The 21,286-nt window shown below is 65.9% G+C and carries 15 protein-coding genes; 8 read left to right on the forward strand and 7 right to left on the reverse strand.

Features of this window, described 5'->3' with window-relative positions; all coding sequences use genetic code 11:
* The first annotated feature begins 110 nt into the window (after nt 1-110).
* Both OJI97_RS16285 and OJI97_RS16290 read left to right on the forward strand, forming a co-directional pair.
* Nucleotides 111-1,157 (forward strand): LacI family DNA-binding transcriptional regulator, encoded by a 1,047-nt coding sequence (locus OJI97_RS16285; protein WP_297665203.1) that lies wholly within the window; start codon nt 111-113, stop codon nt 1,155-1,157.
* A 32-nt stretch (nt 1,158-1,189) separates the two neighbouring features.
* Nucleotides 1,190-2,680: a UxaA family hydrolase gene (locus OJI97_RS16290; protein ID WP_297665205.1), complete on the forward strand. Its 1,491-nt coding sequence runs from the start codon at nt 1,190-1,192 to the stop codon at nt 2,678-2,680.
* Between the two features lie 10 nt (nt 2,681-2,690).
* Here the strand turns inward: OJI97_RS16290 and OJI97_RS16295 are convergent, their stop codons facing one another.
* Both OJI97_RS16295 and OJI97_RS16300 read right to left on the reverse strand, forming a co-directional pair.
* Nucleotides 2,691-4,307, reverse strand: a complete 1,617-nt coding sequence (locus OJI97_RS16295) for a family 43 glycosylhydrolase (protein WP_297665207.1) — start codon at nt 4,305-4,307, stop codon at nt 2,691-2,693.
* A gap of 81 nt (nt 4,308-4,388) precedes the next feature.
* Nucleotides 4,389-7,169, reverse strand: coding sequence for a TonB-dependent receptor (locus tag OJI97_RS16300; RefSeq protein ID WP_297665209.1), 2,781 nt, complete (start codon nt 7,167-7,169; stop codon nt 4,389-4,391).
* A gap of 262 nt (nt 7,170-7,431) precedes the next feature.
* On the opposite strand from OJI97_RS16300, the gene OJI97_RS16305 reads away from it, so the two are divergent.
* From OJI97_RS16305 to OJI97_RS16315, 3 genes are read left to right on the forward strand one after another with little or no spacing between them, the layout of a single operon-like run.
* Nucleotides 7,432-8,808, forward strand: coding sequence for a pectate lyase (locus tag OJI97_RS16305; protein ID WP_297665210.1), 1,377 nt, complete (start codon nt 7,432-7,434; stop codon nt 8,806-8,808).
* Nucleotides 8,805-9,221 (forward strand): cupin domain-containing protein, encoded by a 417-nt coding sequence (locus OJI97_RS16310; protein ID WP_297665213.1) that lies wholly within the window; start codon nt 8,805-8,807, stop codon nt 9,219-9,221. The genes OJI97_RS16305 and OJI97_RS16310 overlap by 4 nt, the downstream gene beginning before the upstream one ends.
* Nucleotides 9,218-10,198, forward strand: a complete 981-nt coding sequence (locus OJI97_RS16315; protein ID WP_297665215.1) for an alpha/beta hydrolase — start codon at nt 9,218-9,220, stop codon at nt 10,196-10,198. Before OJI97_RS16310 ends, OJI97_RS16315 begins: the two co-directional genes overlap by 4 nt.
* A gap of 6 nt (nt 10,199-10,204) precedes the next feature.
* On the opposite strand, the gene OJI97_RS16320 is transcribed toward OJI97_RS16315, so the two are convergent.
* The 4 genes from OJI97_RS16320 to kduI are packed head-to-tail and all read right to left on the reverse strand — an operon-like array spanning nt 10,205 to nt 14,337.
* Nucleotides 10,205-11,725 (reverse strand): carboxylesterase family protein, encoded by a 1,521-nt coding sequence (locus tag OJI97_RS16320; RefSeq protein WP_297665217.1) that lies wholly within the window; start codon nt 11,723-11,725, stop codon nt 10,205-10,207.
* Nucleotides 11,712-12,722, reverse strand: coding sequence for a sugar kinase (locus tag OJI97_RS16325; protein WP_297665219.1), 1,011 nt, complete (start codon nt 12,720-12,722; stop codon nt 11,712-11,714). The genes OJI97_RS16320 and OJI97_RS16325 overlap by 14 nt, the downstream gene beginning before the upstream one ends.
* A gap of 8 nt (nt 12,723-12,730) precedes the next feature.
* On the reverse strand, nt 12,731-13,501 hold the full coding sequence (kduD, locus tag OJI97_RS16330) for a 2-dehydro-3-deoxy-D-gluconate 5-dehydrogenase KduD (protein WP_297665221.1): 771 nt from the start codon (nt 13,499-13,501) through the stop codon (nt 12,731-12,733).
* Complete coding sequence (gene kduI / locus OJI97_RS16335) at nt 13,501-14,337, reverse strand: 5-dehydro-4-deoxy-D-glucuronate isomerase (RefSeq protein WP_297665223.1); 837 nt, start codon at nt 14,335-14,337, stop codon at nt 13,501-13,503. Before kduI ends, kduD begins: the two co-directional genes overlap by 1 nt.
* A gap of 300 nt (nt 14,338-14,637) precedes the next feature.
* Here kduI and OJI97_RS16340 point away from each other — a divergent pair, with 300 nt between their 5' ends.
* Genes OJI97_RS16340 through OJI97_RS16350 form a run of 3 tightly spaced genes read left to right on the forward strand, consistent with a single transcriptional unit; the run spans nt 14,638 to nt 19,554 of the window.
* Nucleotides 14,638-16,047 (forward strand): glycoside hydrolase family 28 protein, encoded by a 1,410-nt coding sequence (locus OJI97_RS16340; protein ID WP_297665225.1) that lies wholly within the window; start codon nt 14,638-14,640, stop codon nt 16,045-16,047.
* A gap of 1 nt (nt 16,048) precedes the next feature.
* Nucleotides 16,049-18,139 carry an acetylxylan esterase gene (locus OJI97_RS16345; protein WP_297665227.1) on the forward strand — a complete coding sequence of 697 codons (2,091 nt, stop codon included), beginning with the start codon at nt 16,049-16,051 and terminating at the stop codon, nt 18,137-18,139.
* Between the two features lie 11 nt (nt 18,140-18,150).
* Nucleotides 18,151-19,554 (forward strand): glycosyl hydrolase family 28 protein, encoded by a 1,404-nt coding sequence (locus tag OJI97_RS16350; protein ID WP_297665229.1) that lies wholly within the window; start codon nt 18,151-18,153, stop codon nt 19,552-19,554.
* 18 nt (nt 19,555-19,572) lie between these two features.
* Here OJI97_RS16350 and OJI97_RS16355 read toward each other — a convergent pair whose 3' ends face one another.
* A complete protein-coding gene (locus tag OJI97_RS16355; RefSeq protein ID WP_297665230.1) occupies nt 19,573-21,204 on the reverse strand; it encodes a pectate lyase in 1,632 nt (543 codons plus the stop codon).
* Nucleotides 21,205-21,286 lie beyond the last annotated feature (82 nt).

Here is a 21,286-nt window from a genome sequence, read left to right on the forward strand (position 1 = left end):
GCGATTAGGCGAGCCCGCCTGTTGATTTCGGTTCCCCGAACGCTCACTAGGCAAGAAATAGCGCCGATCTGCGGATCATCCGGCGGACCAACGAGCGGAGTGCGGACAATATGCGAGCAAACAAAGGTGAGCCGGGTTCCAAACAGCCGACGATCAACGACGTCGCCGCCTTGGCCGGTGTGTCGAAAAAGACCGTCAGCCGCGTCATCAATCGATCCGAGTTCATCGCCGAAAAGACGCGCAAGGCGGTGCAGGACGCCATCGAAACCCTAGGCTTCGTTCCCAATCCCCAGGCGCGCGCCCTCGCCTTTCGCCGCAATTTCCTGATCGCGCTACTCCACGACAATCCCAATGCCCAGACGGTGCTGAACTTCCAGCAAGGGGTTCTCGATGCGATCAAGGACAGCGACCTGGCTTTGCTCGTCCGTCCGGTCGACCGCGGATCGGACCGCATGTTGGAAGACGTCCGCATCTTTCTGGAAAAGCAGCGTCCGATCGGTGCCATGCTGCTCCCTCCCATTTCCGAGAATGATGCGCTCGCGGCGCTGTGCAGCGAATTGGGGGTGCGTTACGTCAGAGTCGGATCGGCGCTCCTCGACGACGCGGTGCATTGCGTATCCTCCAACGATCGCGAGGTGGTGGCGGAGGCGGTGCGCAGGCTGATCGGCCTCGGCCATCGCCGAATCGGTTTCGTGCGCGGCCCCGTAGGTTTTCGGTCCGCTGCCGAGCGCGAGGAAGGTTTCCACACCGCGCTCCGCGAGGCGGGCCTGACGCTCGCGCCCAACCATTTCGCACCCGGCAATTATCGCTATGCCGCGGGCGTCGAGGCGGGCGAGGCCTTGCTGTCGCTGGCTGAACCCCCGACGGCGGTTTTCTGTTCGAACGACGAAATGGCAGCGGGGGTGATGAGCGTCGCTCATAGCAAGGGTCTTTCGGTTCCGGGGCAACTTTCGATCATCGGATTCGACGATTCGCCTACGGCAACCCATATCTGGCCGGCGCTGAGCACGGTGCGCTGGCCGATCCGCGAGATGGGCGCGCGCGCCGCACGGACGCTGGTCCCCGATTTCCTCGACGGCACCGCGATCGAGGAAAGCCCGGTGCTTGCCTCGACCTTCATCGAGCGCCAGTCGGTCGCCGCGCCGGCCCAGCCCTGAACTATCGGCCATCATCAAAGCGAGGCGCATATATGACACCGGTAACCGCAATCAGGATCGACCCCGACGACAATGTCGCGACATTGCTTGCCAACGGCGCTGCGGGCGATCTGCTGCGCATCGACGACGCCCCCATCGCGCTCTCCGTTGCCGTTCCGCATGGTCACAAGGTAGCGATCGCGCCGATTGCCCGCGGCGACAAGGTGATCAAATATGGCTTTCCGATCGGTATCGCCTCGACCGATATCGCGGTCGGCGACCATGTTCACAGCCATAATCTTTCAACCGCGCTGACGCCCGATACGTCATTCAGTTTCACGCCCGCGGCGGCCAAAATCGTCGCGGCGGCAAGTAGCGGCCCGAGCTTTCGGGGCTATCGGCGCGCCGATGGGCAAGTGGGAACGCGTAACGAAATCTGGATCATCCCTACCGTCGGCTGTGTCGGCAATCTCGCCGAACGGGTCGCGCGGATCGCCGCCGCGCGTCATGCCGGACGGATCGATGGCATCCATGCGTTCAAACACCCTTTCGGCTGTTCGCAGCTTGGCGATGACCTGGGCCACACGCGCGCGTTGCTCGCCGCGCTGGCGCGCCATCCCAATGCCGGCGGGGTGCTGATCGTCGGGCTCGGCTGCGAGAATAACCAGCTCGGCGCACTCCTCGACGGCATCCCGCCCGAAAGCCGGACGCATATTCGCAGCCTTGCCGCGCAAGCGGTCGAGGACGACGAGGCCGCGTGCCTGGCGCTGGTCGATGAACTGGTCGCCGATGCGGCACAGGCCGAGCGCAGCGACGTCCCGCTCGCCGACCTCGTGCTGGGGGTCAAGTGCGGCGGGTCCGACGGCATGTCCGGCCTGACCGCCAATCCGCTGGTCGGCCGGATGGGCGATGCCGTCGCGGCGGCCGGCGGGCGGGTCATTCTTTCGGAAATACCCGAAATCTTCGGCGCCGAACCCATGCTGCTCGGCCGCGCCGTATCGCGCGACGTCTTCGATCGCGCCGCGACGCTGATCGACGACTTCAAGGCCTATTTCACGCGCCACGGCGAGCCGGTCAGCGAAAACCCCTCCCCCGGCAATCTTGCGGGCGGGATCACGACGCTGGAGGAAAAGTCGCTGGGCGCCGTGCAGAAAGGCGGACGAGTCCCCCTCACCGACGTGCAGCGCTACGGCGGCCGGGCATCGCTCCCCGGCCTCACGCTGCTGGAGGCGCCGGGCAATGACGCCGTATCGTCGACGGCGCTCACCGCCGCGGGGGCGACGCTGATCCTGTTCACGACGGGACGCGGAACCCCGCTCGGCTTTCCCGCCCCCACGCTCAAGATCGCGTCCAATTCGGCGCTCGCCACGCGCAAACGCGGCTGGATCGATTTCGACGCGGGGCAAGTGCTAGCCGATGGGTTCGAAGGCGCCGCCGATGCGCTGCTTACCCTGCTGGTCGATACCGCCTCCGGCCGCGAGACGCGTTCCGAGGTCAATGGCGAGCGCGACATCGCGATCTGGAAATCGGGCGTGACGCTGTAGGGTCCGGCCCCTAACCGAGCGCGCGAAAGCGGAAATTGCGGAAGCGCGCCTGCCCCGCGCCCGCGGCATAAAGGCCCGGGCGCAGCATCAGGAAACCGCCGCGGACATTGTGGTGATAGCCCGACACTTCCATCCCGCGATCGAAGCGCGCCCAATTCCTCCCACCGTCGCCGCTGGTATCGAAGGTGACGATATGAGCATCGTTGGTCACGCGCAGCCGCATCCGGCGGCCATGGGGATTGGCGGGCCTGCCCCGTTCCATCCCATATTGATGCGTGACGAAGCGCTCCGCATCGAAACCGAGGCCGCAATAGAGATGCTCGTCGTAAAAAAGGATCAGCCCGGCGGTGACCCCCGGATCGATCTCGATATCGCATTCGAAGCTGTAGGAACGATCGCCCGCGATCAGCAGCAACGGCGATGAATCGGACGGCGCCCGCCCGCGCGCCGCCAGCAGCAGCGCCCCTTCGCCCAACGTCGCGCGGGTGCTCTCGTCCGCGGCGGGCTTAAAGAAATTCCATTTCGAACCGAGCGCCAGCGAAGAGAAATCGTCCGACAGCGCCATGCCGTGCGGCCCGGGCGTTCCGCCCTCCGGCTTGGCGATCGGCTGCGACAGGTCGCCGCCGGTCATCCGCGGCCAGCCGTCATCGGTCCACGTCACCGGATCGAGCAGGGTTTGGCGCCCCAGCGTCCAAAATCCCTTTTCATAGCCGTGGTAGACGCTCCACCAATCGCCGCTCGGCCCCTCGATCAATGTCGCGTGCCCCCGGGACCACCAGGCTTCTTCGGATGAAAGGGTGCGGACGATCGGATTGTCGGGGCAATTTTCCCACGGCCCGTGGATCGAGCGCGAACGCGCCACGATGACCATATGGCCGGTGGGCGGCCCCGCGGTCCCGCCCACCGCCGTGACGAGATAGAACCAGTCGCCGCGACGGGCGATCTTCGGCCCTTCGGGCGAAAAGCCTTCGACCACCCAGTCGGCGGGGTAGCGCCAGGGGTCATAGACATGTTCGGGTTCGCCGACCCGCGACAGCCCGTCGTCGGCCAGACGAACCCGGTCGCCGCCCGACAGGAACAGCCAGCGCGATCCATCCTCGCCGACCGCGTGGCCGGGGTCGATATGATGCGGCAGATCGAGGTCGATGGGGTCGCTCCACGGCCCCTCGATCCGGTCGGCCCAGATCACCCAGCTCGTGTTCGGTCCCTTGGTCGGAACATAGAGGAAATAGCGCCCGGCGTGCTTGCACAGTTCGGGCGCCCAGACCGATCCGATGTTGCGCGTCAGCGCGGGTCCGATGGGACGCCAGTTCACCAGGTCGCGCGAATGCCAGATGACCAGTCCGGGATAGGAATCGAAGGTCGAGAAGGTCATGTAATAATCGTCGCCATCCTTCAGGATCGACGGATCGGGATGGTCGCCGGCCATGACGGGGTTGAGGAAACTGCCGTCGCCGCGGTCGGCCCGGCGCTGGCCATCGGCCCCCCGGCCCCGGCCCGGTCCGGTTTGGGCGGATACGCCGTCCGAACCGGCAGGCACCGCTGCCGCGCCGCCGGAAGGGGCGCCGAACCCGGCCGACAGCAAAGCGGCTCCCGCCAGTTTTAGCACTTCGCGGCGATCGGCCATGGTGTTTCCTCCTCCGCCAAAGAAAAGACCCGGCCCTCGCGCAGGAAGACCGGGTTCTTTTCCGGGACTATTCGTTCGGCATCACATCTTGAAGCGCGCACCGAACAGGATGGTGCGGCCGAAGTGATTATTCTCGTAACTGCGGTCGGCATCGAAATCGGTGAAGCGATAGCGATAGGTGTCGAGCAGGTTGTTGCCCTCAACCGATAGCTCGACCCATTCGGTCAGCTTGTAGCGAACCGACGCATCCATATTCCAAGTCGCGCCATAGCCTTCGAAGATGTTGCCGGTGCCGCTGTTCGCATCGACATAGCGGCTGCGATAGCTTGCCGACACGCGCGCGCTGAACGCACCGTCGTCATAATAGAGCGTGCCGTTATAGGCGCGCTTCGACACGCCGAACAGCGTCGTGGACCGCGTCTCGGAGATCAGCGGACCGCCCGGAACGACCGCCGGTCCCTGGACGGTATAATCGGCCTTCGACGAGATGAACGTCGCGTTGGCGAGAATGCCGAAATGGCTGATGAAGCCCTGATCGACGAAGGCGCTGAACGGCACCTGTGCCGCCAGTTCGACCCCCTTCAGCTTCGCGCCCTTGCCGTTGACCTGCGCGGAGACGACATATTGCTGGTTCGGGTCGAAATTGATGTAGGCTGGCGAGCTGGGCAGCAGCGCACTCTTGTCGAGGCCCAGTTGGGCCAGCGTCGCGCTGTAGGTGCCCGACACGGGGAAACTGTCGATCGATTTGATGAAACCGGCGATCGACAGCACCGCCTGCGGCGCGAAATACCATTCGATCCCGGCGTCGAAATTGGTCGCGCGATACGGATCGAGATAGGGGTTCCCATAGGTCGCCTTGTAGTTGAAGCCGTCGATCGAACCGCTGGGATTGAGGTTGCCGAAGCTCGGCCGGGTGATCACCTTGCCGATCGCGCCGCGGACGATCACGTCGTCGGTGGGGAACAGCGCAATGTTGAACGACGGCAGCCAGTCGTCATAGTGACGGCGCACCGTGACGCCCGATCCCGACGAAGACACCTGCGCCGTCCGGACATAGCGAATACCCGCATTGCCGGCGTAGCGCAGGCCGAGCAATTCCCCCTTCGCGTCGAACTGCAGATAGCCGCCCGAGGTCGTTTCCTGCACCGAACGCGTGTTGCCGATGTCGGGATTGGCGGTGCGATCGTACAAATGGGTGTAGTCGGTCGCCGCCGGGAAATTGGCGATCACCCACTGGTTGCTGTTGCCCGCGGGCTGTCCCGAGCGGCCGAGCGTGAACAGGTCGGAAAGCTCGCTCGTCACCGGGAAACCGTATACGGAGGACGAGCAGGTGATGGTGCCGAGCACATTGTCGGGGCCGCTGCTGCCGCAGACCACGGTATCGCGCGTGAAAGCGACCGTGTCGAAGTTGAAGCGGCGCCACATCCCGCCGGCCTTGATCTGGAACCCGTCGGCCACGTCCCATTCGGTACGGAGTTGTGCCGTCTTGAACTTGTTGGTGACGTTCGACGGGCGGTCGCGGATTTCGGCGAGCTGGAAATTCGACGGGTCGGTGACGTCGGTGCCGAAAGTCAGGAGCGGACTCTTCATGTCGCTGTAATCGTAGGAATAGCCCTGCGCATCGCGATCGTCGAACGCCACCGTCGTTTCCACCGGAATGTTGGCGTCGGACTTGGAAAAGCCGCCGAGCAGCGTGAAGCGGAAGCTGTCGCCGATGTCCTGGTCCCACGACCCGCCGATCTGGTAGAATTCGGTCTGGCTCTGGCGCAGATAATGTTCGGTGCGGACATAGGCGTTGTTGAAGGTCGCCGAAATCAGATTATTGTTGCTGTCGATGACCGGGTTGAGGACGTCGAAATTCTTCTCGTTCGATCGGAGCAGCACCTCGCCCCATTTTTCTTCGCGATCCTCGCGGAAGCGCGAATAGAGCGCGTCGATCGAGATTTTGGTCGCATCGGTCGGTGCGAACTGCACCGATCCGGTCAGGCCGAGCCGCTCGCGGCGATGCGCGATTTCGCCGTAGCGCGGAATGCGCGGGTGAAAGGCGAGCGAAACGGGATCGCAGGTCGCATTGGCCGCTGCGCAGGAGACGCCATCGACCGACCGGAACTTGGCCTGCGCCCAGCGCACGCTGTTGTTGCCGAGTTCGAGCGTGTTCTGCTTCGAATAGGCGGCCGAAACCGAGGCGCCGAACGTCCCGGCGTCGTTGCGCCAGCTCAGCAGCCCGGCGACGCGCGGGCCCAGATCCTTCGACAGGTCGTTATACGATCCGACGAGCGACAGCGCGCCGTGCAGTCCCGCCTTGCCGCCGAGCGGATTGCCGGTGTTGAGGTCGACCACCGCGCCGAGCGAGCCTTCGTCTAGCGAGGCTTCGGCCGTTTTATGGACGACGATGCTGCTGAACAGTTCGGATGCGAAGACGTTGAAATCGAAGGCGCGGTCGCGGTTCGACGAAGCGCCGTCGGTTGAGGTTGCAACGGTTTCGAGGCCGTTCAGACGGACGCGCGTGAATTGCGCGCCCAGCCCGCGGACGGTGATCGCACGGCCTTCGCCGCCATCGCGCTGGATCGAGATACCGGGTATGCGCTGAAGCGATTCGGCGAGATTCTGGTCGGGGAATTTGGCGATGTCCTCGGCGACGATCGCATCGACCGCGGCGACCGAATCGCGCTTGACGTTGAGTGCGGCCTGAAGCGACTGGCGAAAGCCGGTGACGACGATCTCGTCCTGCCCCCCATCGGCCGCCGTATCGGCGGGCACCGCTTCCTGTCCCCAAGCGGGCGCTACTGCGAGCGCGGCGAGCGATGCGCCGCAAGCGAGCCTGCCGAGCGTGCGAATGCCCCGCGCCATCTGAATAGCCATCATCATCCTCCCTTATCGCGGCATCTTTCTGCTCGTGGCAAGAAATGACACCGGTTACCTTGTTGAACGGCCGATTGATTGACCATCCGAATTTGCGAGATGAGCATGCCGACGGCCGCCGCCCTTGCGGCTGGCGAGGCGTCCTCTTCCCACGACTCCATCTGTGTTGACCGGCTTTAGGTAACCGGTGTCAAAAATGATTGAAGGATATGGCCGTCTATGTCAAGACCCCAATCGACGAGTCTGAATTTGGGAGAATAGGATGCTGAAAACGCTTTGGCTGGCGGCGCTTTTGCTGGCGCCGGCGCTTCCCGCGAGCCCCGCGACCGCGGCCGAGTCGGCCACCGCCTTTCCCGGCGCCGTAGGCCCTGCAGCGCAGACCCCGGGTGGCCGCGGGGGCAAGATCATCCGCGTCACCACCCTCGCCCCCGATGGCCCCGGGTCGTTCAAGGCGGCGGTCGAAGCCAAGGGGCCACGCATCGTCGTGTTCGAAGTCGGCGGCGTGATCGACCTCGGCCGCACGACGCTGACGATCACCGAACCCTATCTGACCATTGCCGGCCAGACTGCGCCGGGACCAGGCATCACGCTGATCCGCACCGGCATCGACCTCAAGACCCACGATGTGATCATGCGCCATCTGCGCGTCTATACCGGCGCCGATGGCCAGCCGAAGCGTAGCGGATGGGAGGCCGATGCCTTTTCGACCGTCGGCGCGTATAATGTCGTGGTCGATCATTGCACCTTCCTGTGGGCGATCGACGAGAATATGTCGGCATCGGGTCCGCGCTTCGACGGCAAGACCGTCGCCGAGTGGCGAAAGAACACGAGCCACGACATCACCTTCTCGAACAATCTCGCCGCCGAGGGGCTCGCCGATGCGAGCCATCCGAAGGGCGAGCACAGCAAGGGCTCGCTCGTCCACGACAACACCACCGGCATCGTCTTCTACCGCAACATCTGGGCGCATAATGTCGAGCGCGCGCCGCTGGTGAAGGGCGGAGCGCAGGTGCTGATGATCAACAATCTGATCTACAACCCCGGGCACCGCGCGGTGCATTATAATCTGATGAATCTCGAGTGGGTCGGGCACGACTATGTCACGGGCGAGATCACCGCGATCGGTAACGTCATGCGCGGCGGAAACGACACCGACGAAGGCCTGCCCTTTCTGATGCTGGGCGGCGACGGCGACCTGCAATATTATGGCAAGGATAATCTGGCGGTCGATCGCCACGGCAATCCGCTCCCCGAATTCGGCCGCTATGGCGAAACGCGCGCCGAGATGATCCGCGCCAAGGCGCCACTCGCTCCGGTCGCAGGCTATGACATTTTGCCGACGCGTGACGTCGAAACCTCGGCTCTGGCGAGCGCCGGAGCGCGGCCATGGGCGCGCGATGACGAGGAAATCCGTATCCTCTTTTTCGTCGCCGAAGGGCGCGGCGACATCATCGACGACGAAAAGCAGGTGAGCGCCTATCCAAAGGTCGGAGCGCCGGTGCGCGCACCCTTCGTCGAGGCCGACTGGAACCTCGCGACGATGGAGCCGAAGTCGGGCCGCTATCCGGCGCAGACCGCGCCGATGCCGCAGGAGCATCTGTCGGCACGCGACCTCGATTCTCGCGGAGGCGTCAAATGAGCGCGCTATTCGCGCTGCTGCTCGGCGGCGCGGCGGCACCCGCCCCCGCCCCGGCGATGGTCGTGATCGACGAGACGGCGACGGTGCGCGAGGAAGCGCCACCCCACGGCGCCATCGGCATGTCGACGGCGTGGCGGATCAGCGACAGCGTTCCCGCGCCGCGAAGCTTCGAATTCAGGAAGCGCGCGCTCCATGTCGGCGCCGCGATCGGCGTGCATCCGATCGCCCACGACGAAATCTATTATGTCGTTTCGGGCACGGGGATCGTCCATTCGGACGGCGAGGAGAAAGCGCTGAAGCCGGGTCTGGCGGCATGGCTCTACAAGGGCGCAGAGGTCGGCATCCGTCAAACGGGAAGCGAGCCGCTGGTGCTGATCATCGCTTACCCCAATCCGCCGCTGGCCGGACAATGACGCTCGGCCGCCGCGACCTGCTCGCCGCCGGCCTCGCGCTGCCGCTGGCGAGCGCCGCCGCAACCGAAGCGAAGAAGGGCTGGACGCGGCCGGCTGGCGTCGCGCCCGACGCAAGCATCCCGCTCTGGCCCGACGATCATCTTCGGGTGCCCGTCGGCCTCGCCGAGCGCGTCGTCCAGCGTAGCGACGATCCCCAGGCCAGCGACCGGATGCTCGAACATATCGTCCGGCCGCGGCTCGACATCTTCCGCCCGGCCAATCCCAACGGGGCCGCCATGATTCTCGCGCCCGGCGGCGGCTATCGCTATGTGGTGATCGACAAGGAAGGCTATGAACTCGCGCGCTGGCTCGCGGCGCGCGGCGTTACCGCCTACGTCCTCTTCTATCGTCTGCCCGGCGATGGCTGGGCCGACGGCGCCGACGTCCCGCTCGCCGACGCGCAGCGCGCGGTACGACTCGTGCGTAGTCGCGCGGGCGCCGACGGCATCGACCCGACCCGCGTCGCCTTCGGCGGCTTTTCGGCGGGCGGCCATGTCGCGACCAGCCTGCTGACACGCTTCGACGCCAGCGTCTATGAAGCAGTCGGCGCCGCCGACACGCTGCCCGCACGCCCCGATGCGCTGGCCGGTATCTACCCGGTGGTGTCGATGGATCCGGCAATCGCCCATCCGGGGAGCCGCGAGAAGCTGCTCGGCGCCGCGCCCGACGCGGCACGGGCGGCGCTTTATTCACCTGACCGCAAGGCCCGTCCCGATCAGCCGCCACTGTTCCTGCTCCACGCCGAGGACGATGATACCGTCACGGCCGAGAACAGCGTGCGCTTGCGTGCGGCTACGCGCGCGGTGGGCACACCGTGCGAAAGCCATTTCTTCGAGCACGGCAAGCATGGCTTCGGACTGATGAAAACAGCGGGCCTACCGGTCGCGATCTGGCCCGACCTGCTGTGGAATTGGCTCGGCAGCCATGGGATGGTCTGACGGGGTTTACGTCCCAGGCTGGATATAGGGCACCCGCGCGAACAGTTCGCGCTCCCATCGGCGCGGATCGCCTTCCACGCGGCTTTCGCTATCGAAGATCATCGTCTGCCGCTTTGCGAGATCATAGGCCGGCCAGCCCGGATCGCCCGTCCGCGCGAAGCGAACGAAGGCGTCCATTACAACGTCGCTCATCGCCTGCTGCGCCGCCGTCGGATCGGGAATGGTTCCGAAGCTGAGGCCGATGTCGTCGGTGTGCTTCGCATCCCCGAAATCGAGCTGGTAGACGAACGCCGGCGCCCCTGCCCTTGCCCGCGCTTCGGCCTCCTCGACCTGTCCGCGCCAGCTTCGGGCTGCGGTAACGATGCGGTGAAAAAGCTCGAGCGGAGCCGCATCGGGATAGCGCGCGCGGAACTGCGCCACGACCCATTCGGGATGAATGTCGATCCGCATCTCGGGCGCGATGCGCGCGGCAAGATTGCCGAAATCGAGCCCCCCGAGTTGTCGGCTATCGGGCGCATAAAAGGCCCGCGTTTCCATCATCGCGTTGCCGAGCATCATCGGAATGCCCAACGATTGCGGCGCGGCATCGGGCCAGAAGGGATGCCGGGTCAGATGCACCATGTCGAGCACCGGCCCCATATAGAGCCCGCCGCCGAGGACCGGGTCGGGCGCGGAGAGCGCCGCGACTATGCGTTCGACCGGCGCGGTCGCTGGGTCGACGTCTTTGCCGAGCTTCGCGAGAAAGGCCTCGGCACGTTTGGTCGCGTTGAGCGGGCCCGAGGCAGTAACCTGCTGCCCGCTCATCGTGATCCCCTTGTGGAACAGCCCCTGCGCCTCGGGCATCGCCATCAGCGTCGCGATCTTCGCGCCGCCGCCCGACTGGCCGAACAGGGTGACATTGCCCGGATCGCCGCCGAAGGCCGCGATGTTGCGGTGGATCCACCGGAGCGCGAGGATCAGGTCGAGCTGCCCCGCGTTGCCGCTATCGGGAAAACGCGGGTCGAGCCGCGCCAGATAAAGATAGCCGAGTGCGTTGAGACGGTGATTGACGGTGACGACGACCACGTCGCCGCGCGCCGCGAGGCGGGCGCCGTCGTTGATCGGATCGGTCACGCTGCCGGTCGAATAGGCGCCGCCGTGGAAATAGACCATGACCGGACGCTTCACCTTCGACCCGGTCGATGGCGTCCAGACGTTGAGGAACAGGCAGTCTTCGGATTGCGGCTGGTAGCGGTCGCCCCGCTGCGGGCAAACGGGGCCAAAGGCGGCCGCGGGCATCTGCTCTGCCTTCAGAGTCGCCACCGGCGCCCGAAACCGCGCCGCGCGGCCGTAGCGGATGCCCGCGAAACAATGCGCAAGTGGCGCACCATTACAGGCCCGGCTTTGATAACGCCCGTCGGGCGCCTCCACCCAAATGGTCAGACCGGCACCCACCCGCGCGGCGACCGACCGCATCGGTCCGGTCAGTCCGATAGCAAGCGCCCCGCCGAGCAGCGCGCGGCGACTGACGTCTTCAACGCCGGACATCGAGCCCGCCGCCGTGGAAGGCGTCGATGTCGGCCTGCCCGAAGCGGCTCGCGTCGCCCGGCAGCGAATGTTTGAGGCAAGTGAGCGCGAGCCCGGTTTCGGCCATCATCTTCGCGCCCCCGTCTGCCAGATGCGCGTGGAGCACACCCGCGGCAAAGGCGTCGCCGGCGCCGATGCGATCGACGATGCCGGTTACGTCGATCTCGTCCGTCTGGTGCGCCCCTTCGCGCAGATCGACGCGCGCCGCGATGCGATGGTGGTCGGCGGTGACCGTATGGCGCGCGGTCGACGCGATGAGTTGCAAGCCGGGGAAAGCCGCGAAACCCGCCTCCGCGGCTTCGCGCCGCCGCTCCTCGCCCTCGCCGCTGAACGGCCGGCCGAGAACCAGCGACAGATCGCGGTGGTTGCCGAAAAGGATATCGGCGGCGCCGATCAGTTCGGACAGAATGGCGCGCGGATCGCTGTCCCACGCCTCCCACAGCATCGCACGATAATTGCCGTCGAAGCTGACCGGCACGCCGAGCCGCTTCGCCGCGCGCGCCGCAGCGAGCGCCGCTTCGGCCGAACGCGGCCCGAGCGCCGGGGTGATGCCCGAAAGGTGGAGAAGCCGTGCGCCTTTCAGCAATCGGTCGAAGTCATAATCTTCTGCGCCGCTCGCGGCGAAACTCGACCCGGCACGGTCATAGACGATTTCGGATGCCCGCAGCCCCGCGCCGACGCTGAGGAAATAGAGCCCCATGCGCCCCGGACGAGGCGTGACGGCGGTGCAATCGACGCCTGCGCCGCGCACCGCCGCCACTGCGCCGCGACCCAGCGCATTGTCGGGAATATGGCTGACCATCGCGCAATCATGGCCCAGATGCGCGAGCCCGATGGCGACATTCGCCTCGGCCCCGCCGACGTGCAGCGCCAGCGACGGCGACTGCATGAGCAGTTCGTTGCCCGGCGCCGTCAGACGGATCAGCAGTTCGCCGAAGAAGACAAGACGGCCGGACATGGGTCAGCCTAGCGCGCGAGCCAGCCGCCGTCGACGGCGAGGATGTGGCCCTGAACATAGTCCGACGCGGACGAGGCGAGGAAGACCGCAGCGCCGCCGATGTCGGCGGGGTCGCCCCAGCGCCCCGCCGGGATACGCTCGACGATCTGACGGTTGCGCGTCTCGTCCGCCTGCAGCGCGGCGGTGTTGTTCGTCGCGATATAGCCTGGCGCAATCGCGTTGACCTGAATGCCCTTCGCCGCCCATTCGTTGGCAAGCAGCTTGGTCAGCCCGCCGACGCCCGATTTCGACGCGGTATAGCTCGGCACGCGGATGCCGCCCTGGAAAGTGAGCATCGAGGCGATGTTGATGATCTTGCCCGAACCCCCTTCCTTTTCGATGCGCGCGATCATGTGCCTGCCCACCGCCTGACAGAGAAAGAAGAGCGTCTTCAAATTGGTGTCCATCACCGCGTCCCAATCGGCCTCGGTGAAGTCGACCGCATCGGCGCGGCGGATGATACCGGCGTTGTTGACGAGGATGTCGATACGCCCGAACTCACCCAGCACCGCATCGACGAGCGGCTGCACCACGCCGACACTCGACAGGTCGGCGCTGAAATTCCCGGCCCTGCGGCCAAGGCCGCGGACCTTGTCCACCGTCTCGTCGGCCGGCGACCGGCCGGCGGCGGCGATGTCCGCCCCCGCTTCGGCGAGCGAGCAAGCGATGCCCTGCCCGATGCCGGTGTTGGCGCCGGTGACGAGGGCGACCTTGCCCGAAAGATCGAACATGCCGGCCATCACTTGAGCTGGCAGATGTCGAGAACGTTCATGTCGGTATAGTCGAGATTCTCGCCGCCCATCGCCCAGATGAAGGCATATTTCTTCGTCCCCGATCCCATGTGGATCGACCAGGGCGGGCTGATCACCGCTTCCTCGTTCCCGATCACGATGTGCCGCATGCTGTCGGGCTCGCCCATATAGTGGAAAATGCGGTCATTCTCTTCGGGCAGATCGAAATAGAGATAAATCTCGCTGCGCCGGTCGTGAAGATGCGGCGGCATCGTGTTCCACACGCTCCCCTCTTCGAGCACCGTCAGGCCGAGGAGCAATTGCGCGCTCTCGCACACGCCGGGAATCACGAGCTGATAGATCGTCCGCTGGTTCGAATTGGCGAGGTCGCCGCGCGCGAGCGGGTTCGCCTGGTCGAGCGTGACATGCTTGATCGGGCAGACCTTGTGCGCGGGCAGCGACGCCAGATAGAAGCGCGCGCCCTCGCCCTCGAAAACCACCTCCTTCGACCCCATCGGGATATAGAGGCATTCCTTGTTCTTCATCTCGAAGCGCTGGCCATCGACGCTGATCGCGCCGTCGGTGCCGATGTTGACCGCGGCCATCTCGCGCCGTTCGAGGAAGGGATGCCCCGCCGCCGACGCGGGCTCGCTCTGCCCGGGAAGCGGCAGCGCCCCTCCCTTCGGCACAGCGCCGCCGATGACGAAGCGTTCATTGTGCGAATAATTGAGGTTGACCTTGCCGTCCTCGAACATCCCCGAAACGAGATAGCGCGCGCGCAATTCGTCGTTCGATACATCCTCCATCATGTCGGGGTGCGTCGCGTGATAGGTCTTACAGAACATGGTTCATCCTCATGAATTTCTGACTTCGGGATAAGGTTAGACATCAGGGTAACCGGTGTCAATATCGCCTTTTCCTGCATCCGCGCGATCGAGTGCCGCCCTCCCCCCAATCGCGGCCGGTTAGCCAGCCGCGGCGAGCCGTCAGCCTTGAGGCCGGTCTCGATCGCAATTTACAGCATAGCATTGACACCGGTGTCTTTAATTTGCCAGATAGCATTCCCTCGCCTTTCTCCACGCCTATATCTTGCAAGGGACGCCCGATCGATGCCATCCCGTTTCGCCGCCAGTCGCCGCAGCTTTATGGGCGGAATTCCGGGCCTCCTTGCGCTGCTGACACCGCGCGATGCGCGGGCCGCGGCGGACGAAGATGACTCCTGGGCGGCCGCAGCCGCGATCCGGCGCCGCATCGCGCCGCCGCGTTTCCCGCGCGCAAACCGCTTCACTCCACAGCAGTTCGGCGGATTGCCCGACGGCAGGACCCTGGCGACCGAAGCCTTCGCCAAAGCAATCGAGGCCGCTTCGAAGGCACCGGGCGGGGGGCGCGTGGTGGTAGAGGGCGGAACCTGGCTCACCGGACCGATCCATCTGCGCTCGAATGTCGAATTGCATATCGACCGTGAGAGCATCGTCCGCTTCTCCACCGATCCCGCGCATTATTTCCCACCGGTCCTGACCCGCTTCGAGGGCAATGAACTGATGGGCATCTCGCCCTTCATCTACGCGGTCGATTGCGAAAATATCGCGATCACCGGGCACGGCATCCTCGACGGACAGGCGGACGCCGCGCATTGGTGGCCCTGGAAACGCTCCCCCGCCGATGGACCGGAAAGCGACGACGCGCGACTTAAGCGAGTAGCCGAAGAGGGCGTGCCCGTGGCCGAGCGCGTGTTCGGACCGGATTCGACCATCCGTCCGCAATTCATCCAGCCCTATCGCTGCCGTAACGTGCTGATCGAAGGCCTCACGATCATCCGCTCGCCCATGTGGGAGATTCACCCGGTCGAGTGCGAGAATGTGACGGTGCGCGGCCTCACCATTTCGAGCCACGGCCCCAACAACGACGGCTGCGATCCCGAGAGTTGCCGCGATGTCCTGATCGAGAACTGCCTGTTCGACACGGGCGACGACTGCATCGCGATCAAGTCGGGCCGCAACGCCGACGGGCGCCGCCTCAACCAGCCGACCGAGAATGTGATCATATCGGGCTGCACGATGGCCGACGGCCACGGCGGCGTGACGCTGGGCAGCGAGATCAGCGGCGGCGTGCGCAATATCTTCGTCGAGAATTGCCGGATGGACAGCCCGCGACTCAACACCGCAATCCGCTTCAAGAACAACGCGGCGCGCGGCGGTACGCTGGAAAACATCCATATTCGCAACGTCACTGTGGGCCAGGTGGGCCGCGCGGCGATCACCATCGACTATAATTATGGCGAAGGCGCCAGGGGAAGTTTCACGCCGGTCTTTCGCGGGCTGACGATCGAACGGCTGCTCGTCGGTCGCTGCCAGCGCGTGCTTGACCTTCAGGGGTTCGCCAACGCGCCGATCCGCGACATAAGGCTGGTCGACTGCGCCGTAGTGCGCGCCGCCGAGCCCGACATCGTCGCCCATGTCGAAGGACTCCGCTATGAGAATGTCCGCCGCAACGGCCAGCCGGTATCCGGCCCGACGCCAGGCGGCGTCGTTGCGCCGGCGGACAGGGACGGCTGAAATGAAGGCAATGTTCCACCTCTCGGCCGCGCTCGGCACGATACTCTGGCTGGCGACGCCCGCCGCCGCCCAGCAGGCGACCGCGCCCAGCCCGCGCGACCGGTTGATCGCGCATCTCACCCGGATCGCTGACGAGAAGACCCAGGCGCGCGCCGCCACGGTCGCCGCGATCGCCACGCCCGAGGAGGCCCGCCGCCGCCAGGTGCGGGTGCGCGCGCTGCTTTCGGAGATGATCCAGTTCGAACATGCCGCCGGCCCGGTGCGGTTCGAAGTCACCGGCCGCAGCACCGGTGAAGGCTATCGCGTCGAGAATCTCTGGTACGAGAGCCTGCCCGGCTATCGCGTCACCGCGAACCTCTATTTGCCGGAGGGCAAGGGCCCTTTCCCCGCGATCATCACCCAGCCGGGCCACGGCGTCGATGGGCGGCTCAGCGGCACGGGCTTCGCGGTCAACCTCGCCCGCACGGGCTTCGTCGTGCTCGCGATCGACATCGTCGGCGAAGGCGAGCGCATCCAGTTCTACGATCCCGAGATCGGCGCATCGAAGGTCGGCCGGCCGACCGGCGAACATTCGATGGCGTTCGGTCAGGCGCTGCCCACCGGCGGGCATGTCTCGCGCTTCTTCATCCAGGACGCAATGCGCGGCGTCGACTTGCTGATGCAGCGCGATGAGGTGGACGACCAGCGGATCGGCGCCTTCGGCTGCTCGGGCGGCGGCACGATGACCGCCTACCTCGCCGCGCTCGACCCGCGCATCAAGGCGACCGCGACGGCCTGCTACATCAATGATTTCGATCATCTGCTCGGCCCCGGTGGCCCCGGTGCGCAGGACGCCGAACAATCGATCCCCTTCTTCCTCGATCGCGGGCTCGACATTCCCGACTGGGTGGAGGCCGCCGCCCCGCGCCCCTATGCAATCGTCTCGACCACCGAGGATATGTTCCCGATCGCGGGCGCCCGCGCCGCCTATGCCGAGGCGCGCCGCTTCTACGACGTGATGGGCGCCGCCGATAAAATCACGATGATCGAAGGGCCTGGCCCCCACGGCAATCTGGGGCCGATCGCCCCCAGGATCATCGGCTTCTTCAACCGCTGGCTGAAGGATGCGCCCGGCGAGCCCGCGCTCGATGCGGTGCCCGCCGGCGATCCCTCGCGGCTATGGGCGACCTCGACCGGCCAGCTCGTCACCTCGGGCGGCGGTGATACGCTGCACGCAATGATAGCACGCGAGATTCCGACGCCACCCATCCCCGTCGGCGAGATGCCCGCGGCGCGGCTCGAACGGCTGCGTGTCGCGATCCGCGACATCACGCGCGCCCAGGTGAAGAGCGGCGCCACCGTATCCGCAGTCAGTGAAGGCACGCCCGAAGCGCGCTCCGGCTACACGCTGACCAACATCTCCTTCCACGCCGCGCCGGACCTCGATGTCGACAGCGTCTATGCCCGCGCAGGCACAGGCGGAAAGCATCCGACGATGCTCTTCCTGTCGAGCCAGCCGCTGCGGGCGCTCTCCGCACCCGGCGGACTGCTCGAACACTGGACCCAGGCGGGATGGAACGTGCTGGCGATCGAGCCCGCAGGCTCGGGCGGCACCGAGGAGATCAAGTCGGTGCTTACCGGCGACTGGACCCTGCTGTCGCTCCGCGCGCTGCTGGTCGGAGAAACGCCGGTCGGCATACGCGCCGACGACGCGCTGACCGCGCTCAACTGGCTCGCGGCGCGCCCCGAGGTCGATGCCCGCGCATTGAGCGTCTATGGCACGGGCGCGCTTGCCCCCGTGGCGCTCCACGTCGGCGTGCTCGACCCGCGCGTGGCGTCCGTCACCGCCGACGGCGGCATTCTCAGCTACCGCGACTTCGTGCTGCGCCCGATCAGCCGCGACATGGCCGAAGTGAACCTGCCCGGCGTGCTCGCACGTTACGATCTGCCCGATCTGATCGCGGCTCTCGGCAGCAAGGTGACTTTGGTCAGCCCGGTCAACAGCGTGGGCGAGCCGCTCAAGGCCGCCGACGTTGCCACGATCCTGTCGCCCTCGCCGCGCCTGATCATGCGCGGCGCACGCGATCCGATCCTGCCTCCCTCCAGCCGCTGACGAGACCCGCCATGCACGCCGATCGCCGCTCCTTCCTCGCCGCCGCGGTCGGCGGGTCGGTTGCCGCCACGCTGGCCTCGCCCGTCTCCGCACAGACCGCCCTGCCCAAGCTCCCCGTCAAGCCCGCCACGCGCGGCACGGGCATGACGCTAGATCCGCGCGACTTCGGCGCGAAGGGCGACGGCGTCACCAAAGATACCGTCGCGCTCCAACAGCTGCTCGATCGCTGCGCCGTGATGGGCGGCGGCGAAGTGGTGCTGTCCGCCGGTACCTGGCTCACCGGCGCGCTGCGGATCGGCTCGAACACGACGCTGCACATCGCCGAGGACGCGGTGCTCCAGGGCTCGCCCAACCTCGCCGACTTCCCGATCGTGCAGGTGCGCTGGGAAGGCCGCTGGGTGCCGGGCTACACCGGTCTGGTCTGGGCGCAGGATGCGCGCAACGTGGCCGTGACCGGCAAAGGCCGGATTGCCGCGTCGAAGGAAATCCACGGCCGCGTCAGCAAGGCTGGACTGCGCCACCCCGCGCTGATGGAATTTATCGAGGTGCGGGGGCTCAGCGTCACCGATCTCCACACCGAACAGAACGACATGTGGTCGATCCACCCGGTCTATTGCGACGACGCGGTGTTCCGCAGGCTTACCGTGGTGGGCAATGCCGACGGAATCGACATTGATTCGTGCCGCCGCGTCGTGATCGACCATTGCGACTTCGACACCGCCGACGACTGCATCTCGCTCAAGTCCGGGCGCGGCATGGAAGGCAACATCATCGGCCGGCCGACCGAGGACGTGACGATCACCGACTGCGTGTTTCGCGATCGGCGCTGGGCGTGCATCGGCATCGGCAGCGAGACCTCGGGCGGGATCCGCCGGGTGCTGGTCGAGCGCTGCCAATGCCTCGCCGCGCATACTTTCGCGATCTACCTCAAGAGCCGGCCGGGCCGCGGCGCGTTCATCGAGGACATCGTGATGCGCGACCTCGACGTCTCGGGCGCAGGCTATGGTTTCCTGCGGCTCAATTTCCTCGACAGCGGCAAGCAGGATCAATTCCCGGTTCCCGGCCGCGACGGCATCCCCGCCGTGCGCAACTTCACCTTCGAGCGCATCCGCGTGAAGGACGTGCCGATCCTGGTCGAGGCGGTGAACATCCACCCCGACAAGCCGCTCGAAGGCTTCACGCTGCGCGGGATCAGCGGCACCTGCGGCCATGGCATCACGCTGGCGAATATGCGGGGCGTTGCGCTCGAGGGGCTCGACGTAAATGTCTTCGCGGGGTCCAAGGTCGCGGTGGTCAACGTCACCGGCAAGGGGCTGGAGGGCGCCGCGGCGCTGGTCCCGACGGTCCGCCCACCCGACGTGCAGGCGGCGACGACGCCCTATCGGCTCGGACTATCTTCGGGCGCGCCCAACTGACGCGCCCGATCCCGGTGCCTATTCGGCGCTGCCCGCCGCCAGCGCGGCGATCAGCGCCGACATATGTTCGATATAGGTGCCGGTCGAAATTCCGATGACGGGCTTGTCGGCATAATAGGGCGACGTGTCGGTCGAATCGCCGACGCGCGTGGTACGAAAATCGCCCGGCGGCACCTGCGGCGAACCATCGCCGCGATAGGGGTTGCTCGTCGCCTTGAGTTCGGTCGGCCACCAGCTTGCCTTGTTGAGCGTCGCGACCAGCTGCGCAGGAGACTCCGCGGCGCGGCTGGTATTGAGGTCGGAAACCTTGCCCAGCTCGGCCAGGAAATAGGTCGGCAGCGGCTGGATGCCCTTCTTCCTGAGCGGCGAATCGCGGCTCGCGTCCTCGGGCGAGAGCTTCGACAATTCTTCATATTGGCGCCGCAGCCCCGCGACATCGATAGCGCGTGTCGAGCTGTAATGGCCCACCGTGTTGGTGGGATCGTCGTTGACGAAATAATGCCCGTTGACGACGTTCGAGCCGGTGCGGTGGATGAACAGCGGCTTGTTGGTCCCGATCTCGACGAAGGTCGGATAGGCCCTGCCGTCCTTCACCAGTTCGGGCGGCAGCTTGACCGAATCGAGCCAATCGAGCGCCTCGGGCACGCGCGCGAGATATTTCGTGTCGCCGGTGAGGCGGTAGAAGTTCAGCAGTTGCTGGATATTCCCGGCGGTCGCGTGCGTCGCGAGCGCTGCGGGCTCATAAGTGCGCGCGCCCGCGGGCTTGAGGTCGAGGCTGTGCTGCAGCCCCCAGCCAGGCTGGGGCTGGCCCTGCTGCGTGACGAGATAGACCGACATGGCGCGGGTGATCGCGTCGAGCACGCGCTCGTCGCCAAGCGCTTGATGAACCATGATCAGGAACTTGATATTCTCGCCCGCGACATCGTCGTTGAAGGTGATGAAGCGCGTATAATCGGGCTTGCCGTGCAATCCGCCATTCTCCACCGGGGGATAGCGTTGCGGCCAGCCGCCGATCGGATATTGACTCTTCAGGACGAAGTTGATCGCCTTGTCGAGCGCGGGCTTGAAGCGCGCATCATGTTTCTCGACATAGATGCGCAGCAGGAACTGCATCGCCTCGGACGTGCCGGCGTCGTCATAGGTGGCGTTGCCCCAATAATGCTGAAATTCCTCCAGCCGCCACGCGTTCTTGCCGATCGTGTCGTACCAGCGCTTGGTCGATGCCTCGCCAGCCTGGTCGATGAAATAATGCCAGCCGCCTTCGGGCTTCTGTCCGGCAATCAGCGCGTCGGCGGCCTTGGCGGCGGCATCGTAATAATATTGGTCGTGCGTCGCATGATAGGCGTCGAGGAACAGGTTGCCCATCGTCGCCGTGCCCGGCGGCTGGACCCAAATCATCGTCGGATAGGCTTCCATCTCGCCCCAACGGCGCGACATGTCGGGCAGGTAGGACCATAGATAGCCGCCATTGGTAGAGACTTTTTCGACCATGAAGCGGGTGGCGCGCTTCATCGTCGCCTCGATCTGCTGGCGGCTCGGCGCCGCGGCCTCCGACCGCGCCTGCGCCGGCGTGGCAGCCGCCATCCCGCCTGCGACGAGCGCGGCGCACAGGGCGCCGTGACAAAGGGATCGGGCGAGCCTGCGAGCCATGGGCATTCCTCTCTTTCGGTTTCGTCGTTGGTGGCGAGCGTGGGCGGGCCCCGCACCCGGGCGCCCCCCCCGCGTCGCGCAC

Source organism: Sphingopyxis sp., from assembly GCF_025869345.1.
In the GTDB taxonomy this organism is placed as follows: Bacteria; Pseudomonadota; Alphaproteobacteria; order Sphingomonadales; family Sphingomonadaceae; genus Sphingopyxis.